12 protein-coding genes, 1 other RNA gene and 1 other annotated feature are annotated in these 16490 nt (G+C 46.3%); of the genes, 2 read left to right on the top strand and 11 right to left on the bottom strand.

Annotated features, from left to right (window positions below; genetic code table 11):
- Positions 1-12: 12 nt before the first annotated feature.
- Both OC538_RS04205 and cymR read right to left on the bottom strand, forming a co-directional pair.
- Positions 13-1155 carry a cysteine desulfurase family protein gene (locus OC538_RS04205; RefSeq protein WP_262173434.1) on the bottom strand — a complete coding sequence of 381 codons (1143 nt, stop codon included), beginning with the start codon at positions 1153-1155 and terminating at the stop codon, positions 13-15.
- A 24-nt stretch (positions 1156-1179) separates the two neighbouring features.
- Positions 1180-1599, bottom strand: coding sequence for a cysteine metabolism transcriptional regulator CymR (cymR, locus tag OC538_RS04210; RefSeq protein WP_251694326.1), 420 nt, complete (start codon positions 1597-1599; stop codon positions 1180-1182).
- Between the two features lie 157 nt (positions 1600-1756).
- Between cymR and OC538_RS04215 the strand changes: the two genes are divergently transcribed.
- Positions 1757-3043, top strand: a complete 1287-nt coding sequence (locus OC538_RS04215; protein ID WP_262173436.1) for a replication-associated recombination protein A — start codon at positions 1757-1759, stop codon at positions 3041-3043.
- A gap of 64 nt (positions 3044-3107) precedes the next feature.
- Here OC538_RS04215 and OC538_RS04220 read toward each other — a convergent pair whose 3' ends face one another.
- From OC538_RS04220 to hisS, 5 genes are all read right to left on the bottom strand, one after another.
- Positions 3108-4013 carry a chemotaxis protein gene (locus OC538_RS04220; protein WP_262173437.1) on the bottom strand — a complete coding sequence of 302 codons (906 nt, stop codon included), beginning with the start codon at positions 4011-4013 and terminating at the stop codon, positions 3108-3110.
- 311 nt (positions 4014-4324) lie between these two features.
- Positions 4325-5092, bottom strand: a complete 768-nt coding sequence (locus tag OC538_RS04225) for a ThiF family adenylyltransferase (protein ID WP_251694323.1) — start codon at positions 5090-5092, stop codon at positions 4325-4327.
- Positions 5093-5193: 101 nt separating this feature from the next.
- A non-coding RNA gene (gene ssrS, locus OC538_RS04230) (6S RNA) lies at positions 5194-5374 on the bottom strand.
- A 94-nt stretch (positions 5375-5468) separates the two neighbouring features.
- Positions 5469-7226, bottom strand: coding sequence for an aspartate--tRNA ligase (gene aspS / locus OC538_RS04235; RefSeq protein ID WP_262173438.1), 1758 nt, complete (start codon positions 7224-7226; stop codon positions 5469-5471).
- An 18-nt stretch (positions 7227-7244) separates the two neighbouring features.
- Entirely contained in the window at positions 7245-8516 is a 1272-nt protein-coding gene (gene hisS, locus OC538_RS04240) for a histidine--tRNA ligase (RefSeq protein WP_251694321.1), read from the bottom strand.
- Positions 8517-8584: 68 nt separating this feature from the next.
- Positions 8585-8818: a binding site (T-box leader), on the bottom strand.
- Between the two features lie 117 nt (positions 8819-8935).
- Between hisS and OC538_RS04245 the strand changes: the two genes are divergently transcribed.
- On the top strand, positions 8936-10492 hold the full coding sequence (locus OC538_RS04245) for an SH3 domain-containing protein (RefSeq protein WP_262173439.1): 1557 nt from the start codon (positions 8936-8938) through the stop codon (positions 10490-10492).
- A 302-nt stretch (positions 10493-10794) separates the two neighbouring features.
- On the opposite strand, the gene dtd is transcribed toward OC538_RS04245, so the two are convergent.
- The 4 genes from dtd to recJ all read right to left on the bottom strand — a co-directional run bounded on the left by dtd (position 10795) and on the right by recJ (position 16428).
- Positions 10795-11235: a D-aminoacyl-tRNA deacylase gene (dtd, locus tag OC538_RS04250; RefSeq protein WP_262173441.1), complete on the bottom strand. Its 441-nt coding sequence runs from the start codon at positions 11233-11235 to the stop codon at positions 10795-10797.
- 20 nt (positions 11236-11255) lie between these two features.
- On the bottom strand, positions 11256-13451 hold the full coding sequence (locus OC538_RS04255) for a RelA/SpoT family protein (RefSeq protein ID WP_251694318.1): 2196 nt from the start codon (positions 13449-13451) through the stop codon (positions 11256-11258).
- Between the two features lie 125 nt (positions 13452-13576).
- Positions 13577-14089, bottom strand: coding sequence for an adenine phosphoribosyltransferase (locus OC538_RS04260; RefSeq protein WP_251694317.1), 513 nt, complete (start codon positions 14087-14089; stop codon positions 13577-13579).
- Positions 14080-16428 (bottom strand): single-stranded-DNA-specific exonuclease RecJ, encoded by a 2349-nt coding sequence (gene recJ, locus OC538_RS04265; protein ID WP_251694316.1) that lies wholly within the window; start codon positions 16426-16428, stop codon positions 14080-14082. Before recJ ends, OC538_RS04260 begins: the two co-directional genes overlap by 10 nt.
- Positions 16429-16490: the final 62 nt, after the last annotated feature.

A 16490-nucleotide genomic window follows, 5' to 3' on the forward strand; every position in this document is an offset into this window, starting at 1 on the left:
TCCTTTATCATTTCATTTCACGAGTCGTTTGATGATTTGCGCTGTTTTCGTCGCAGCTTCACGTACCATCTGTTCGTCGAGTCCAAGACCGAAACTGAAGCGTACCGAGTTCCGAAGTTTCGGGGATTCGCTTCCCCACATCGCAGATAAAACATGCGATGGCTCAAGAGATCCCGCTGTACACGCAGAACCGCTCGATACAGCGATGCCCGCCATATCCATGTTCACGAGCAATGATTCAATTTCGGTTCCAGGGAAGCTAATGTTCACTACATGCGGCAACCGATCGACTACATCCGCATTGACTTCGAAGTCGATTCCTTCTTGATGAAAAACTTCCGTCAAAATCGTTGTGAATCGGTCGTATTTGCGATGATTTTCTTCCATTTCATTTCTAGCTATTTTTATAGCTTCTGCAAAGCCTGCGATGGCAGGGATATTTTCAGTTCCTGCTCGCCTTTTCCGTTCCTGTTCCCCACCGAACTGAAGCGGCGTTGTTTGCAGGCCTTTCCGTTGATAGAGGAAACCGACACCTTTTGGCCCATTCAATTTATGGGCTGAGGCGCTGAGCAGATCGACTCCCAGTTCATTCACATCCAAATCCATAATTCCGAATGCTTGAACTGCATCTGTATGGAAGACAGCTTGATGGTCCTTCAATATTTCGCCGATCTCCTTGATAGGTTGGATCGTTCCGACTTCATTGTTGCCATACATGACCGTTACGAGAACAGTTTGATCGGTAAGTGCTTCAGCAACTTGTTCGGCGCTTATCTTACCATTTTCATCAACTGGTAAATAAGTGACATCAAATCCGTTATTCTCCAATTCCTTGCAAGAGTTTAAAACGGCATGGTGCTCAATAGCAGTCGTAATAATGTGATTTCCTTTATCCTTCATTGCAGCGGCAGTTCCGAAAATGGCGATATTATCGGCTTCTGTTCCTCCTGATGTAAAAATGATTTCATTTGGTTCGGCGCTGATCGCCTCCGCTATTGCTTTGCGTGAATCATCCAGCAATTTCCGGGAAGTCCGTCCAAAGCTATGGATGCTTGAAGGATTGCCGAAAACCCTATCCATTGCTTTTACATAAACCGCACTCACTGCCGGATGGATCGGTGTCGTGGCGGCATGGTCCAAATATATCGTTTGCATAATATGACTCCTTTAATGAATGGCTTAAATGTAAAACATATATCCATCTAGATCAGCGGATTCGTCCGATTCCACCAGATCCTTGATTGTCGTTGTATCCAAAACTTCACGAATGGCGTCGCCGATACGGTTCCATAAAGACTGCTGAGGAACTTTGTCGCCATCTATTCCCTCTACGACCTGGATAGGTCCTTCAAGTAATCTGATCACGTCCCCCGCGGTAATTTCGCCAGGTGGCTTTGCAAGTTTATAGCCTCCGTATGCTCCGCGGACACTTTTTACGATTCCGCTATTACGCAACGCAGGGATAAGCTGCTCCAAATACGCTTCCGACAAATTTTGTTCTTCCGCGATTTTGCGTAATGGCAATGGCCCCTCCCCATACTTCTTTCCAAGTTCCACAACTACTGTCAGCCCATATCGGCCTTTCGTTGAAATCCTCATATATAACCAACGTCCTTTTCTCGTCCATTTCACACCGTATTATTTCATCATTGCACTTCAAAATAGTATAGCATAAACTGCACTCTCGCTTCCTTCAAATGACTTCTGCCTTTGCGTTGTGTATAATAGTGGAACGGATGTACGGGGAGTGATTTGATTGCAAAATGAACCACTAGCATTTCGAATGAGACCAAGAAATATAGATGAGGTTGCCGGACAGCGACATATTATCGGCAAAGATACTGTGCTCTATCGGATGATTAACAGAGGACATGTCCCTTCCATGCTGCTATACGGGGAGCCGGGGATTGGAAAGACTTCGATGGCCTATGCGATCGCCGGTACAAGCGATTTGCCATTCATCGCATTAAACGCGACAGTTTCAGGAAAGAAGGACGTTGAGGAAGTCGTTGCAGAAGCCCGGATCACGGGAAAGGTCATCTTATTCCTTGATGAAATTCATCGTTTCAATAAATTACAGCAAGATACACTATTGCCTCATGTTGAAAAAGGCTCAATTGTGCTGATCGGCGCAACGACGGAAAACCCTTTCCACGACGTGAATCCCGCAATTCGGTCGAGATGTGGGGAAATTCTTCAATTGAACCGACTCGAGCCCAATGACCTGGTTGAATTGATTGAACGCGCCTTGCATGACGAAGAACGCGGCCTTGGAAAAATGACTATCGAGATGAACGACGACCAAATTCGGAAAATCGCCGAAGGGGTTAATGGTGATGCACGGAAAGCGCTCACGTTACTGGAATCCATCATTTCAGCAAGTGACGAGGAAGAGGGCAAGATCGTTGTTGAAGATTGGTTGATCGACAATTTGATCGGAAGGATCGGACTTGTCGGTGATAAGAAAGGGTCGCATCATTACAATCTACTATCTGCTTTGCAGAAGTCTGTGCGTGGCAGCGATGTGAATGCAGCTATCTTCTATTTGGCGAATCTTCTTGAGACAGGCGATTTGATTGCGGTATCACGCCGACTGCTCGTCATGGCATATGAGGACATTGGATTGGCGGCACCCGAAATTGGTCCCCATGTACTCGCCGCTACGGAGGCAGCTGTTCGTCTCGGCATGCCGGAAGCACGCATTCCGCTAGCGAACGCCGTTATTGAAATGTGCCTCGCTTCCAAATCGAATTCGGCTTATAAGGCAGTTGATGCTGCTGTAAAAGCGATTAACGAAGGAAAAACAGGTGATATCCCTCTCCACTTGCGGGACACTCATTATGCGGGTGCGGCTGAGCTTGGACATGAAGGATACCGTTACCCTCACGACACTCCGGTTGGCACATTCGGCGGCTGGGTGAATCAGCAATATTTGCCGGATAAAATTAAACAAGCGGAATACTATGAGCCAGTGATTGCCGGTGAAGAGAAGAGGCTTGCGGGCATTTATGAACGATTGAAGGAATTTAAGAGAAATAAATAGACTAGCCGGCAGTGGTCACTAACAGAAAGCACCTCCCCTTGGAATACGGGGAGGTGCTTCTTATTTAAAGGATATACTGATCAATTTTCAGAACGAGCTCGGCAATTTCAGGTTTGCTCACTTGATCATTCGCACCGACGCTGATTCCTTTATGTTTCAGTTCATCAGTGATCAATGATGAGAAGATGATTACCGGTAGCAGTGCCAGGTCTTTATTCTCTCGAATCCTCTTCGTGAAATGATGACCGTCCATTTGAGGCATTTCGATATCGGTGATGACAAGTTGAACTTCATCGGAGACCTTTTTACCGTCAACTGTCAAACTTTCTAAAAACCCTAGTGCATCTTTTCCGTTTTCAAAAAACTCGATGTTCCCATAACCCGCTTCGGTTAATGTATCATTCAATAACTTACGGAGCAGCGGTGAATCCTCTGCCACAAAGATTCTCTTATTGGACCTCTCCCTCGCCCCTAGCTTTCTTACCTGTTCGACTTGAATTCCGCTATCTGGGTTAATATCAACGACGATTTTTTCGAAATCAAGCAGTAGAAGCATATCATTTTCCCGTTTGATCACCCCGATGACTTGAGAGGCATCACCTGAATATAAATCTGAAGGCTTTTCAATCTGATTCCATGAAACGCGATGGATTTGTGCAACTTCGTGGACATGGAAGACGACTTCCTGCTTGTTGAAGGCCGCGACGATATATTTCCCTTCATTCTTGCCAATTGTTTCAGGCAGACCCATCACTCTTTCCATATTAATAACGGGAAGGACGGCTCCGCGGAGTTGGATGATTCCTTCGATGGACGGGTGTGCATGCGGGATGGTAGTGATTGGTGTAGGCAGGATAATTTCTTTCACTTTAATTACGTTGATGCCATAGCGGTTCTGTCCCATTTGGAATTCGACGATTTCGAGTTCGTTCGTTCCGCTTTCGAGTAAGATTCCGTCCTGTTTTTGCAATGGATTCAGCCCTTCCGATTTAACTATTATAATGCAATCGTTTCTTGTTTTTACCTATATGACGATTGTACCAGTTGGAGAATGATGGAACAAGGGGTTTTCAGTTCCGGATTTCCGCTTCAGGCGGTCGCTTTCCGGGGGGCGGGCGGTGAGCCTCCTCGGTCGCTAACGCTCCTCTGCGGGGTCTCACCTGTCCCGCTAATCCCCCTGGAGTCGCCGCCTTACGCTACAATCCTGTAGAAGCTACTTGAAAATAAAGCACAAAAAAATAACTAGCTGTTTCCTAAATAACAACAGGAAACAGCTAGTTATCACTTCTTGTCCTTAACTCGTTCGATGTGGATGTCTTTTACGATGTCGTTCAGCACCCAGCTTGCACAGACCAGACCTGCGACGGAAGGGACGTAGGCGTTTGAAGCGGGCGGCATTTTCGCTTTTCGGATTTGCGCCTCGGGTTTGCCGACGGTCTCAACGACGTCTTCTCTGACGACAATTGGACTTTCATCGGAAAACACGACTGGGACGCCTTTTGTAATGCCTTCTTTTCTCAAACGTAGTCTAATCACTTTTGCAATTGGATCGGTATGCGTTTTGGAAATATCGGCTATTTGAAAGCGGGTTGGATCAAGCTTGTTTGCAGCTCCCATGCTAGAAATGATTTTAATGCCTCTTGCTACACATTCTTTGATCAGATGGATTTTGTAGCTGATTGTGTCAGATGCGTCGATAACGTAATCAGGTGCATAACTGAAAAACTCTTCGTACGTATCTTCCGTATAAAACATATGAAGTCCAATCACTTCGCAATCCTTGTTCACATCTGCGATGCGTTCTTTCATCACTTCAACTTTAGACTTGCCAATTGTTGATAAGGTTGCCACAAGCTGACGATTGACATTTGTAATGTCAACAGTGTCTTTATCGATGAGGATGATCCGACCGACACCGCTGCGGGCACAAGCTTCGGCTGCAAACGAACCGACTCCTCCGACGCCTAGTATGGCGACAGTTGTGTTGCGCATCAAATCAATGCCTTCTTTTCCGATGGCCAGTTCATTTCGGGAAAATTGGTGTAACAATGGTATTCAGCCCTTCCGTATATGAATAAATACATACAAAACCCCTCCGCATATGCGCCAGAGGGGAATATAGTCTACCAAATGTTTGTAAAAGCATAGGAACGAATCCCGAACGTGCCGTCTTTGTTTATCGTTTTGAACCCGCACTCAGCAGGTGGGTGCTCCATCTATCTTTTCTGAAGTCCCTTACGAGGGCATTCCATCCAAAACAGAATGACAGCTCCCTACGATAATTATGTTCGGTCAAAACTGATTTGCAAAAAACGTACACTTCAGGATTCGTATTACTTGTATCCTACCACACAGAAGATTCGTTTTCAACGAATTCACTTCAACAAATTATTACGTTTTAATTTCGATAGCTTGTCTGTTTTCCTCATTTCGACAGGATAGAAATACCCAATTCGGAAAGTTGTGAGTTATCCACAGCACTTGGAGCTTCTGTCAGCAGATCACTTGCGCTAGCGGTCTTCGGAAATGCAATTGTATCCCGGAGATTTGTCGAACCTGATAATAACATGACAATCCGGTCCAACCCGAATGCAATCCCACCATGCGGAGGCGTACCGTATTCAAAAGCATCAAGCAAGAATCCGAATTGCTCCCGTGCTTCCTCAGCAGAGAAACCGAGTGCCTTGAACATCTTCTCCTGGACATCGCGCTGATAGATCCTCAATGACCCTCCACCAAGCTCAAAGCCATTCAACACGAGGTCATATGCTTGGGCCTTGACGCTGCTAGGATCTGTTTCAAGTCCATCGACATCCGCAGGCATCGTAAATGGATGGTGGGCTGCATAGAATCGCCCTTCCTCTTCGTCGTATTCGAATAACGGCCACTCAGTCACCCATAGGAAATTGAATTGCGTTTCGTCAATCAGGTTCAAATCTTTGGCAAGCTTCATTCTTAGAGCTCCCAACGCATCAGCAACGACCGATTTCTTATCCGCGACGAATAGGAGGAGGTCACCTGCTGTCGCATCCAGGGAATTCGCCAAAGCCTCTCCCGCTTCCCCTTCAAAGAATTTTGCAATCGGTCCTTTCAATCCATCAGCGTCCACTTTTAGCCAAGCAAGCCCTTTTGCGCCATAAACGGATGCAAATTCACCCAATGCATCAATATCCTTACGTGAGTAATTATCTGCAGCACCTTTAACATTGATCGCTTTCACTTGCCCGCCCGATTCTACAGCACCGGCAAATACTTTAAAGGAAGAATCCTTCACGATCTCAGACACATCCTGCAGTTCCATGGCAAAACGGGTATCCGGTTTGTCTGAACCGAAACGTCCCATCGCTTCTTCATAAGGCATACGCTTGAACGGAGTTTCGATGTCAATCCCCTTAACATCCTTCATTACTTTCTTCATGAGACGCTCATTCAATTCCATAATGTCTTCAATGGTCATGAAGCTCATTTCCATATCAATTTGCGTGAATTCAGGTTGGCGATCAGCGCGAAGGTCTTCATCACGGAAACAACGCGCTATTTGGTAATATCTGTCGAAGCCTGACACCATGAGCATTTGCTTGAAAAGTTGAGGTGACTGCGGCAACGCGTAAAATTCCCCTGTGTGCACGCGGCTTGGGACTAGGTAATCCCTTGCCCCTTCAGGCGTGGATTTCGTCAAAATCGGAGTTTCCACTTCAAGGAATCCTTCCTCATCCAAGAAATTACGGACAGTCTTTGTGATATCAGAACGCATTTTGAATATACGTGCAAGTGCCGGACGGCGAAGGTCCAAATAACGGTATTTCAGTCTGATCTCTTCGTTTACATCGGTTTCATCTTCAATCATGAATGGAGGAGTTTTTGCCTCATTGATAATTTGAATCTTTTCTACATGCACTTCGATTGAACCGGTTTTCACTTTCGGGTTTTTCTGTTGCTCTTGACGTTCAACGACTTTCCCAGTCACTTCAATGACATATTCATTGCGTACCGTTTCGGCAATTTCAAGCGCAGCATTCGAGAAATCCGGATTGAAAACGACTTGTACAACCCCTTCGCGATCCCGCAGATCAATGAAAATCAGACCGCCTAAATCCCTTCTTTTCTGTACCCAGCCTTGTAATGTAACCGCCCTGCCAATGACTTCCTCTGTCAATTGTCCGCAATAATGTGTCCGTTGCATATCGTTCATCAACCTTCCTTATTTCAACTGTTCTTTTATTTTTCCAATAATAATTGCATCTTCGATTTTTTCCTGGGAGCCGTCAGCCATATTTTTCAGCTGTACCGAGTTTCCCGCCACCTCATCTTCACCGATGACGATGACCGCTTTTGCATTGAACCGGTCTGCCGATTTCATCTGGGCCTTCATTTTGCGGTCCATATAGTCCATATCTGCCCGGATGCCTGCATTTCTTAGTTCATTCAATAATTTGAAGCCTTTCCGGTGAGCAGATTCCTCAAGAGTGACGATATAGACATCAAGTTCAGGTTCCTGAGTGAACGACTTTCCTTCCGCTTCAAGAGCTAACAGAAGGCGCTCTATGCTCATTCCGAAACCGATGCCAGGCGCTGAAGGACCGCCGATTTCCTCTGCCAGGCCATTGTATCTGCCTCCGCCGCATAGCGTAGTGATCGCCCCGAAGCCTGATGCGGTGCTCATGATTTCAAAGGCGGTGTGATTGTAATAATCGAGACCGCGGACCAAGTTCGGATCTAATTCATAAGCAATGCCAACTTCATCCAAATACCCTTTTACCTGTTCAAAATAAGCTGCCGATTGGTCAGTCAAATAATCGGCCAATGATGGTGCACTCTCCATCAAAGGATGTTCGCGGTCCACTTTGCAATCGAGGATCCGGAGCGGGTTTTTCTCGAGACGCGATTGGCAATCACCGCAAAATGCGCTGATATGCGGTGTAAAATGTGCGACGAGGGCATCTCTGTGTGCATTCCTTGATTCACTGTCGCCCAAAGAATTGAGTACGAGCTTCACATCCGTCAATCCGGCACGTTTGTAGACGTCCATTGCCAAAGCGATCACTTCGGCATCAATCGCGGGATCCGCGCTGCCGATTGCTTCGACACCGAACTGAACGAATTGACGGTAACGGCCAGCTTGCTGACGTTCGTAGCGAAACATCGGACCTTGGTAATACAGTTTTACCGGCTGATCGGGATATCCGAACATCTTGTTCTCGACGAATGAACGGACGACCGGTGCTGTCCCTTCCGGACGAAGCGTCATGGATCGGTTTCCGCGATCCGTAAACGTGTACATTTCTTTTGTTACGATATCAGTAGTATCCCCAACTGTCCGTTGAAACAATTCGGTCTGTTCGAAAATCGGTGTGCGGATTTCCTTGTAACGATAACTGTCGCAAATAGTACGGATGATCGATTCGACCTTCTGCCATTTCCACGACTCGGAAGGCAGGATGTCCTGTGTCCCTCTTGGCACTTTGAAATTCATTTGACTACCCCTTCTTTCAATCTGTTCTTAGCCGCAGAAATACAAAAAAGCCCCCATCCCTTGTTCACACAAGGGACGAGAGCTAATGATAGCTTCCGCGGTTCCACCCAAATTGGCACAAAATACATGCCCACTCGTACCCGGATAACGGCCGGTTCCGTCCGCACCTACTGAAGAATATTGTTCAGCACGGAGCCTCGATGGTGTTGTTCACTATATCCGTCTGCAAGGTGGATTTCAGCCACGTCCACCTCTCTCTTGTCAGCCTATGATACAGTTACTTTCCATGTCTACAGCAAATTGTGATTTTGAATTAAGACTAATCTTAGCCATTCATTCACGAAGTGTCAACCTTTTTCATTTCGATGTGGTTTTTTCTTCCCAAAACTTCTACAATGGAAAAAAGGGAGAGTGGTAGTTTGTCGAAATTAATCAAATGGCTTCTAGCTATCATCCTTTTCGCTTCAATTGTTTGCGAGATGCCGATAATTTCCGCGAAAGGCGAAACAATCATCATTAATACGAAATCCCTGAATGTACGTACAGGTCCGGGACTTACATATCCGGTCGCCGGCTCCATGAAACAAGGGGAACGCGCCGAAGTTCTGGCAACGTCCGGGGACTGGCATGAGATCAGATTCGGGTCTGGTACAGGCTGGATTGCATCGTGGCTTGTCGTAAATGAAGGTGCGAAGGAACTTTCGCCAATGACCGCCGTTTCGAAAGTGAATGCCTTGAACATTCGGACCGAGCCTTCGTTAAGCTCAGCTGTCATTGGAAAAATGAATGCAGGTGAAGCGGCGGTGATGACTGGCAGACAAGGGGAATGGGCTTCCATCGTCAAAAACGGCATGGACGGTTGGGTACATACTGATTACATTACTGAAATTCCTCAAAGTGAAAACGGTAAAAACGGTGAAAGCGGTCAAGCCGGTACAGCAGTTAAGCCAGAAGTGAAAAATCCAGAGCAATTCACTGTATCGGTCGATGCGCTGAATGTGAGGAAGTCACCGGGCTTATCGTCAAAAAAGGTCGGCTTGATACGCAAAGGGGAATCCTTCAAGATTGAAGAAATTGATGGGAATTGGATCCGGTTATCAGTAGATAAGAAATCATCCGGCTGGGTCTATTCATTCCATGGAACACTTGGGGCGAAAAGTACCGAGGGCAACACTAAAGTGGCTGCCGACAAAAAAGTGACCGTGCTCACGAACGGTACGAACCTGCGATCATCCGCAACGACTTCTTCATCGATTGTAACGAGAGTTAATGCCGGCGAGAAATTGACGGTAATCGGTGAAGAAGGCGAGTGGTATAATGTCTCACTATCTTCCGGGGAGACGGCTTTCATTGCTAAATGGGTCGTTTCAACTGGGGAGGTAGCGCAGGTGGAACTCTCGCCCGAAAAGAAGAAAACAGCCAGAGCGCCGGGCACGTTAAACGGACTTACGATTGTTGTCGATGCAGGACATGGCGGCAATGACCGTGGAACGACTGGAATGCAAGGGACAGACGAGAAACTGCTTACATTGATGACTGCCGAGTTGCTGTCCGCCAAACTGAAGGCGGCAGGTGCGAATGTTGTCATGACGCGTGAATCCGACACGTATATTTCACTGCGCAAACGAGTATCCGTTAGCCATCAATCTGGAGCAGACGCTTTCATCAGCCTCCATTACGATGCAAATCCAGATACATCGATTACCGGATTCACAACGTATTACACACATTCCAACCAGAAATCGCTAGCAAGCTCAATCAATGATGGACTAGCGTCGACGATTACACTTCGGAATCGCGGCGCACAACCTGCCAATTTTCTAGTGTTGCGGGAAAATCGTCAGAATGCCATCCTCATCGAATTAGGTTTTTTATCGAATCCTTCCGAGGAGCGGGTTCTGACGACTGAAATGTTCCGTGAACAGGCAACCCATGGAATTTATCAAGGGCTGCTCGAGTATTTTGACGGAAAATAAATACGAACACCATGGAATTTCGTGATTCCATGGTGTTTTTTGTATGGAATTGAGCCTTTGTATGATTAATGGAGCCTTTGACTGAATAATTGAGCCCTTGTGCTATTAATGGAGCCCTTGATGGAATAATTGAGCCCTTGTGCGATTAATGGGGCCCTTGATGGTATAATTGAGCCCTTGTGCGATTAATGGAGCCCTTGATGGTATAATTGAGCCCTTGTGCGATTAATAGAGCCTTTGATGGAATTAATGAGCCCTTACGAAAAAATCGCAGCCCTAGTTTATATGGGCTGCGATTTCATTTATTTCGATTCGATTATAATTGTCACTGGACCATCGTTGACGAGGCTTACGTCCATCATGGCGCCGAACACACCAGTTTCAACCTTCAAGCCTTGCTCACGGAGCGCTTCGTTGAAGTGATTCCAAATGGGTTCTGCCTTTTCCGGTCTTGCCGCTTCAATGAAGCTTGGGCGGCGCCCTTTTCTCACGTCTCCGTACAGCGTAAATTGGGAGACGGAAAGGATCTCCCCTTCCACTTCATCAATTGACCGGTTCATCTTCCCTTCTTCATCTTCCCAAAGCCGCAGACCTGCAACCTTCTTTGCAATATAGTCTGCGTCCTGCTCCGTATCTTCGTGCGTGATCCCAACAAGGAGAACATACCCTTTCTGAATGGATCCGGTCACTTCACCATCGACCGTTACGGAAGCATTTCCGGACCTTTGTAATACGACCTTCATGCAAACCCTCACACTCCTGCTTAATGGATCACCCGCTGCACGGAATATATGTCGCGTATTTGTTTAATACGGTCGACAATCCTGTGCAGATGGGATATATCCGTAATTTTTATCGTCATGCTGATTTTTGCAAGTTTGTCCCGGTCCGCTTTCCCGCTCACTGCCACAATCGGCGTTTTCGAATCTGCTACCATCATCATCACTTCATTCAGAAGGCCTTGGCGGTCAAATGCGGAAATCTCGATATCCACTTGGAATTCCTTGCGTTCATTGTTCATATCCACCGCCCATTCAACTTCAATGAGACGGTCATTGTCTTCATCGGTGAGGATGTTTGGACAGTCAGCGCGGTGTACAGATACGCCACGGCCTTTTGTGATGAAGCCGACAATCTCGTCACCCGGTATCGGATTGCAGCATTTCGACAGTCGGATGAGCAGATTCTCGAGTCCTCTTACGATAACCCCCGACTCTGTTGTCCGGACAGGCTGAGGCGTTTTCATATCGGATACGATTTTATCGATTGCTTCCTGTTGATCGCGTTCACGGCGGATTTTTTCCGCCAGCCTGTTGACAACTTGCTGTGCGGTGATGCCATTCGATCCTACCGCAGCATACATGTCCTCTTCTGACGTAAAGCTGAATTTGTCTATCGCCCGCTGAATGTTTTCAGTAGTTAGGACAGCTTTCAGATCGAATTCCTGGAGCCTAACTTCCCGCTCGACGAGTTCAGACCCCTTCGTAATATTCTCTTCCCTCAATTGCTTTTTGAAATATTGACGTATTTTATTTCGCGCCTGCGATGTGTTAGCGATTTTCAACCAATCGCGGCTCGGTCCGAATGATTGTTTTGATGTGAGGATCTCGACAATATCGCCCGTGAATAACTCTGTATCCAACGGGACCATTTTGCCGTTCACTTTTGCACCGATCGTCCGATTCCCCACTTCCGAATGGACCCGGTATGCAAAATCGATCGGTACCGAGCCTTGTGGGATTTCAATGACATCCCCATCCGGCGTGAAAACATACACCATATCCGAAAATAGATCGAACTTTAATGATTCCATGAATTCCTCTGCATTGGAGGATTCATTTTGGAATTCAAGTATTTCGCGGAACCATTTCAATTTGGAATCAATATTATCCGGTTTTTCCGAAACGGTTTTCCCCTCTTTATACGCCCAATGTGCCGCGACCCCATATTCTGCAATCCTATGCATTTCCTCTGTACGGATTTGGACTTCAAGCGGATCGCCAGCTGGCCCGACTACTGTTGTATGGATAGATTGATAAAGGTTCTGTTTCGGCATTGCGATATAATCTTTGAACCTTCCCGGCATCGGTTTCCATAACGTATGGATGATTCCAAGCACCGCATAACAATCCTTAATGCTTTTCACAATGATGCGAATGGCAAGAAGGTCATAGATTTCATTGAATTCCTTGTCTTGCAGGATCATTTTGCGGTAAATGGAATATAGATGCTTTGGCCGGCCATTAATTTCTGCTTCGATGCTCATTTCAGCTATTTCCGTCCGTATTGTATCCATGACATTCAATAAATACTTTTCACGTTCATCCCGTTTTTTCTTCATCATATTGACGATCCGGTAATATTGCTGAGGGTTCAAATAGCGAAGCGCAGTGTCTTCCAGTTCCCACTTAATTGTGGAAATTCCGAGCCGATGTGCAAGCGGTGCGAAAATATCAAGAGTTTCAGCTGCAACTCTCCGCTGCTTTTCCTCCGGGACATGCTTCAAAGTCCTCATGTTATGGAGACGGTCAGCGAGCTTGATAAGAATGACTCTGATATCCCTCGCCATCGCAATGAACATTTTACGGTGGTTCTCTGCCTGTTTTTCTTCATTCGACTTGAATTTCAGCTTTTCCAATTTCGTCACGCCATCGACAAGCATTGCCACTTCTTCACCGAAGACGCGTATAATGTCCTCGCGGCTCACGTCGGTATCTTCCACGACATCATGGAGGAAGCCCGCGGCGACTGTAGAAGGATCCATCTGCAATTCTGCTAAAATTCCAGCCACTTGAATTGGGTGAAGTATATACGGTTCCCCCGAACTTCTGAATTGCCCTTCATGAGCAGCCTTCGCTGCCTCATACGCCTTTTTGACGAACGCGACATGCTGTTCATTCATATATGAGGCAACGATTTCAAATATATCTTCTGCCGTCATGTCACGATTTTTCGCCATCATTCTACTCCTTTCGACTAATTCCGCAAAAAATTAAAGATAATTCTATTGTATGTATAAACAGATAAGAATGTAAAGCCCTATGGATAAAAAAAGATCCTCCGCTCATCGCGGAGGGTCTTACATCAATAGGTCATAAGTGCTTGAATATCATAACCTTTAAGTTTTTCACGGCCGTTCAAATACGACAACTCGATCAGGAACGCGCAACCTGCTACTACTCCTCCGAGTTTCTCAACAAGTTCAACTGTAGCGCCTACTGTCCCGCCCGTTGCAAGCAGGTCGTCAACAATCAATACACGTTGACCAGGCTTGATGGCATCTTTATGGATCGTCAATGAATCCTTGCCGTATTCAAGGTCGTACTCAACTGCTATTGTCTCGCGCGGTAATTTCCCAGGTTTCCGGACCGGTGCGAAACCTACTTCTAATGCGTACGCAACAGGACAGCCGATGATGAACCCCCTAGCTTCGGGACCGACGATAATATCCGTACCCACTTGCTTAGCAAATTCGACAATCTGATCGGTCGCATATTTATAAGCTTCCCCGTTATCCATAATTGTCGTAATATCTTTAAAGCTAATGCCTTCTTTCGGATAGTCTGGGACGATTGTCACAAAACTTTTCAAATCCATAATTGTTCCTCCCTATTAACGGTTTCTTTGCAAATTTCATCGAACCACTTTTTCAAATCCATATATGGCGCGTAGACAAGCATCTGTTCCAATTCAATCTGATGCTCTCTCTGTTTATAAGATGGAGCTTCGGAAAGACTTTTCTTCTCTGCATCTTCGATTACAATGGCAAGACCATTCTCTATCTTAACAAATCCAAGCTCGGAAAACACCTTTGTCATAAAATAAATTGTATCGACCTTCCAACCTTTATGCTTCGATAAATCCTGTGATTGCTTCCGCAAGTCAAACGAACCACGCTTTTTCAAAAAGCTATAATACCAACCGAAGTGCTCGCGACTTGGAATCCCTTCGAAATACAATGATTCATTGACAAAGAAATGGGCATAGACCCTTTTCGGGTTCGTCCTTTCGATCAACTCTTTCATTTGCTCTGTATCTGAAGGCAAATCCAATACGATTACATGATCGGTTTCCGACAGTTCCGTTTGCCCGAATTGATGGATCTGTACATTTTTCAAGATTGGCTGGAAAAAGGCAATTGACGTTTCTTGAAAGGCAATAAATAAATTATTTCTGTCCGGTATGACAGAAATCCAACGATTCGGTTCACGAATGCCACGCAAGTCGAAAAGCTGTCGATCATTCGACTGGAGATCGTCGAGCAACATCTGCGGCTTTTTACGTCCGTTCCATTCATTCACCTGTAAATCCCCGGTGACGGACATCTTGACGCCTGGGCTCATTTGGTCGGCGATTTCCCCGTACCCGAAACCGATAACATCTAGTGTATCCACCCCATCAGACAATTCAAGTTTCAAATGGTTTTTCGCTGCGCCTATCTTTCTAACGGATGACGCCGAAAGGTTCTCAATTAAAAATACAGGCTTCTCGAACGACATGCCAAATGGCCGGAGCAATTCCATCGCTTCCAACACGTCAACATCTATTTCACCGATTTCAAGTGGAACATCGATCTGCAACTGCGGTGTAAGCATTTCATCCGTCAAGCTTATTTTCCCTTGATCATTCAATCGGTTGCGGAATTCTGCCACATCCTCAACTGACAACGACATGCCCGCCGCCATTTCATGACCGCCGAAATGAGGCAAGAGATCTGCAGTTTTCGAGAGCTCTTTGAATAAATCAAAACCTACAATACTCCGCCCGGAACCTTTTGCTGTTCCCGTCTCGAGGTCTACGGACAGGACAATTGTCGGTCTGTAATACTTTTCGGTCAAACGCGAAGCAACGATACCGACGACACCTGGATTCCAGCCTTCCCCAGCAATGACGATAACATAAGGAAGCATATCACCATACATATCGACCAAGGCCTGCTCCGCCTCTTCCGCGATTTTCGTAACGAGCGCCTGTCTTTCTTTATTCAATGTATCCAATTGTTGGGCTATGCTCATTGCTTCCATCTTATCTTCCGTCTTCAACAGATGAACAGCAGGGTCTGCACTTCCTAGCCGCCCTGGCGCATTCAATCGTGGCCCAATCATGAAACCGAGCGACTCCTCAGTAAGTGTTCGCTGTTCAGTCCCGCTCACTTTGACAAGCGCCTGGATTGCTGGCCGCTCAGACATCCGCATCCGCCGGATTCCTTCCTTGACAAGGAACCTATTCTCACCCTTCAAAGGAACGAGGTCGGCGACAGTGCCGATTGCTGCGATTTCATACAGTTCTTCAGGTATTTCACCTAGCAATGCACATGCCAGTTTAAACGCGACGCCAACGCCCGCAAGTTCACCGAAAGGATAATTGCCTTCAGGATGCCGCGGATGGATGATGGCGTCTGCAATCGGAAGCTTCTCGCCTATTTCATGGTGATCCGTCACGATGATATCCATTCCGATGGATTTGGCATGCGCGACTGCCTCCAAGCCGGAAATGCCGTTATCGACAGTGATAATAAGCGAAGTCCCCGCTTTATGCAGTTCATCGAATAGATCGATATTTGGTCCGTATCCATGTTCAAAGCGGTTCGGGATAGCGAAGTCAACGTTCGCACCAAGCTGTTCAAGGGCGGTCGTCAATACAGTGACGCTCGTCACGCCATCCGCATCATAATCACCATAGATGGTAATCTTTTCACCTGCTTCTATCGAATGATGAATCCGGTTAACCGCTTTCTCCATATCGAACAACAAAAACGGATCATGCAGACAACTTTCTTCCATATGTAAAAAGGTCTTAGCTTCCTCCACATCCGAAAAGCCCCTGGAGACAAGGATTTTAGCATGGATTGAAGGAATACTAAGCTCTTTCATAAATGTATTTACGATTGTTTCATCGGGACGATTGACCGTCCATGTTTTCATCGATTCTATCAAAATAGCTCACATCCTCTATGCCCATTATATCGGAAGAGGGCACACTCTTAAAGGGGTAAGCG

This window comes from Saccharococcus sp. Marseille-Q5394 (assembly GCF_946901335.1).
GTDB lineage: Bacteria > Bacillota > Bacilli > Bacillales_A > Planococcaceae > Sporosarcina > Sporosarcina luteola_C.

What these genes read in the sequence shown, in the direction of transcription:
- OC538_RS04205 (WP_262173434.1), bottom strand. Translation starts at nt 1,155, where the DNA reads ATGCAAACGATATATTTGGACCATGCCGCCACGACACCGATCCATCCG.
- cymR (WP_251694326.1), bottom strand. Translation starts at nt 1,599, where the DNA reads ATGAGGATTTCAACGAAAGGCCGATATGGGCTGACAGTAGTTGTGGAA.
- aspS (WP_262173438.1), bottom strand. Translation starts at nt 7,226, where the DNA reads ATGCAACGGACACATTATTGCGGACAATTGACAGAGGAAGTCATTGGC.
- hisS (WP_251694321.1), bottom strand. Translation starts at nt 8,516, where the DNA reads ATGAATTTCAAAGTGCCAAGAGGGACACAGGACATCCTGCCTTCCGAG.
- dtd (WP_262173441.1), bottom strand. Translation starts at nt 11,235, where the DNA reads ATGAAGGTCGTATTACAAAGGTCCGGAAATGCTTCCGTAACGGTCGAT.
- OC538_RS04255 (WP_251694318.1), bottom strand. Translation starts at nt 13,451, where the DNA reads ATGGCGAAAAATCGTGACATGACGGCAGAAGATATATTTGAAATCGTT.
- OC538_RS04260 (WP_251694317.1), bottom strand. Translation starts at nt 14,089, where the DNA reads ATGGATTTGAAAAGTTTTGTGACAATCGTCCCAGACTATCCGAAAGAA.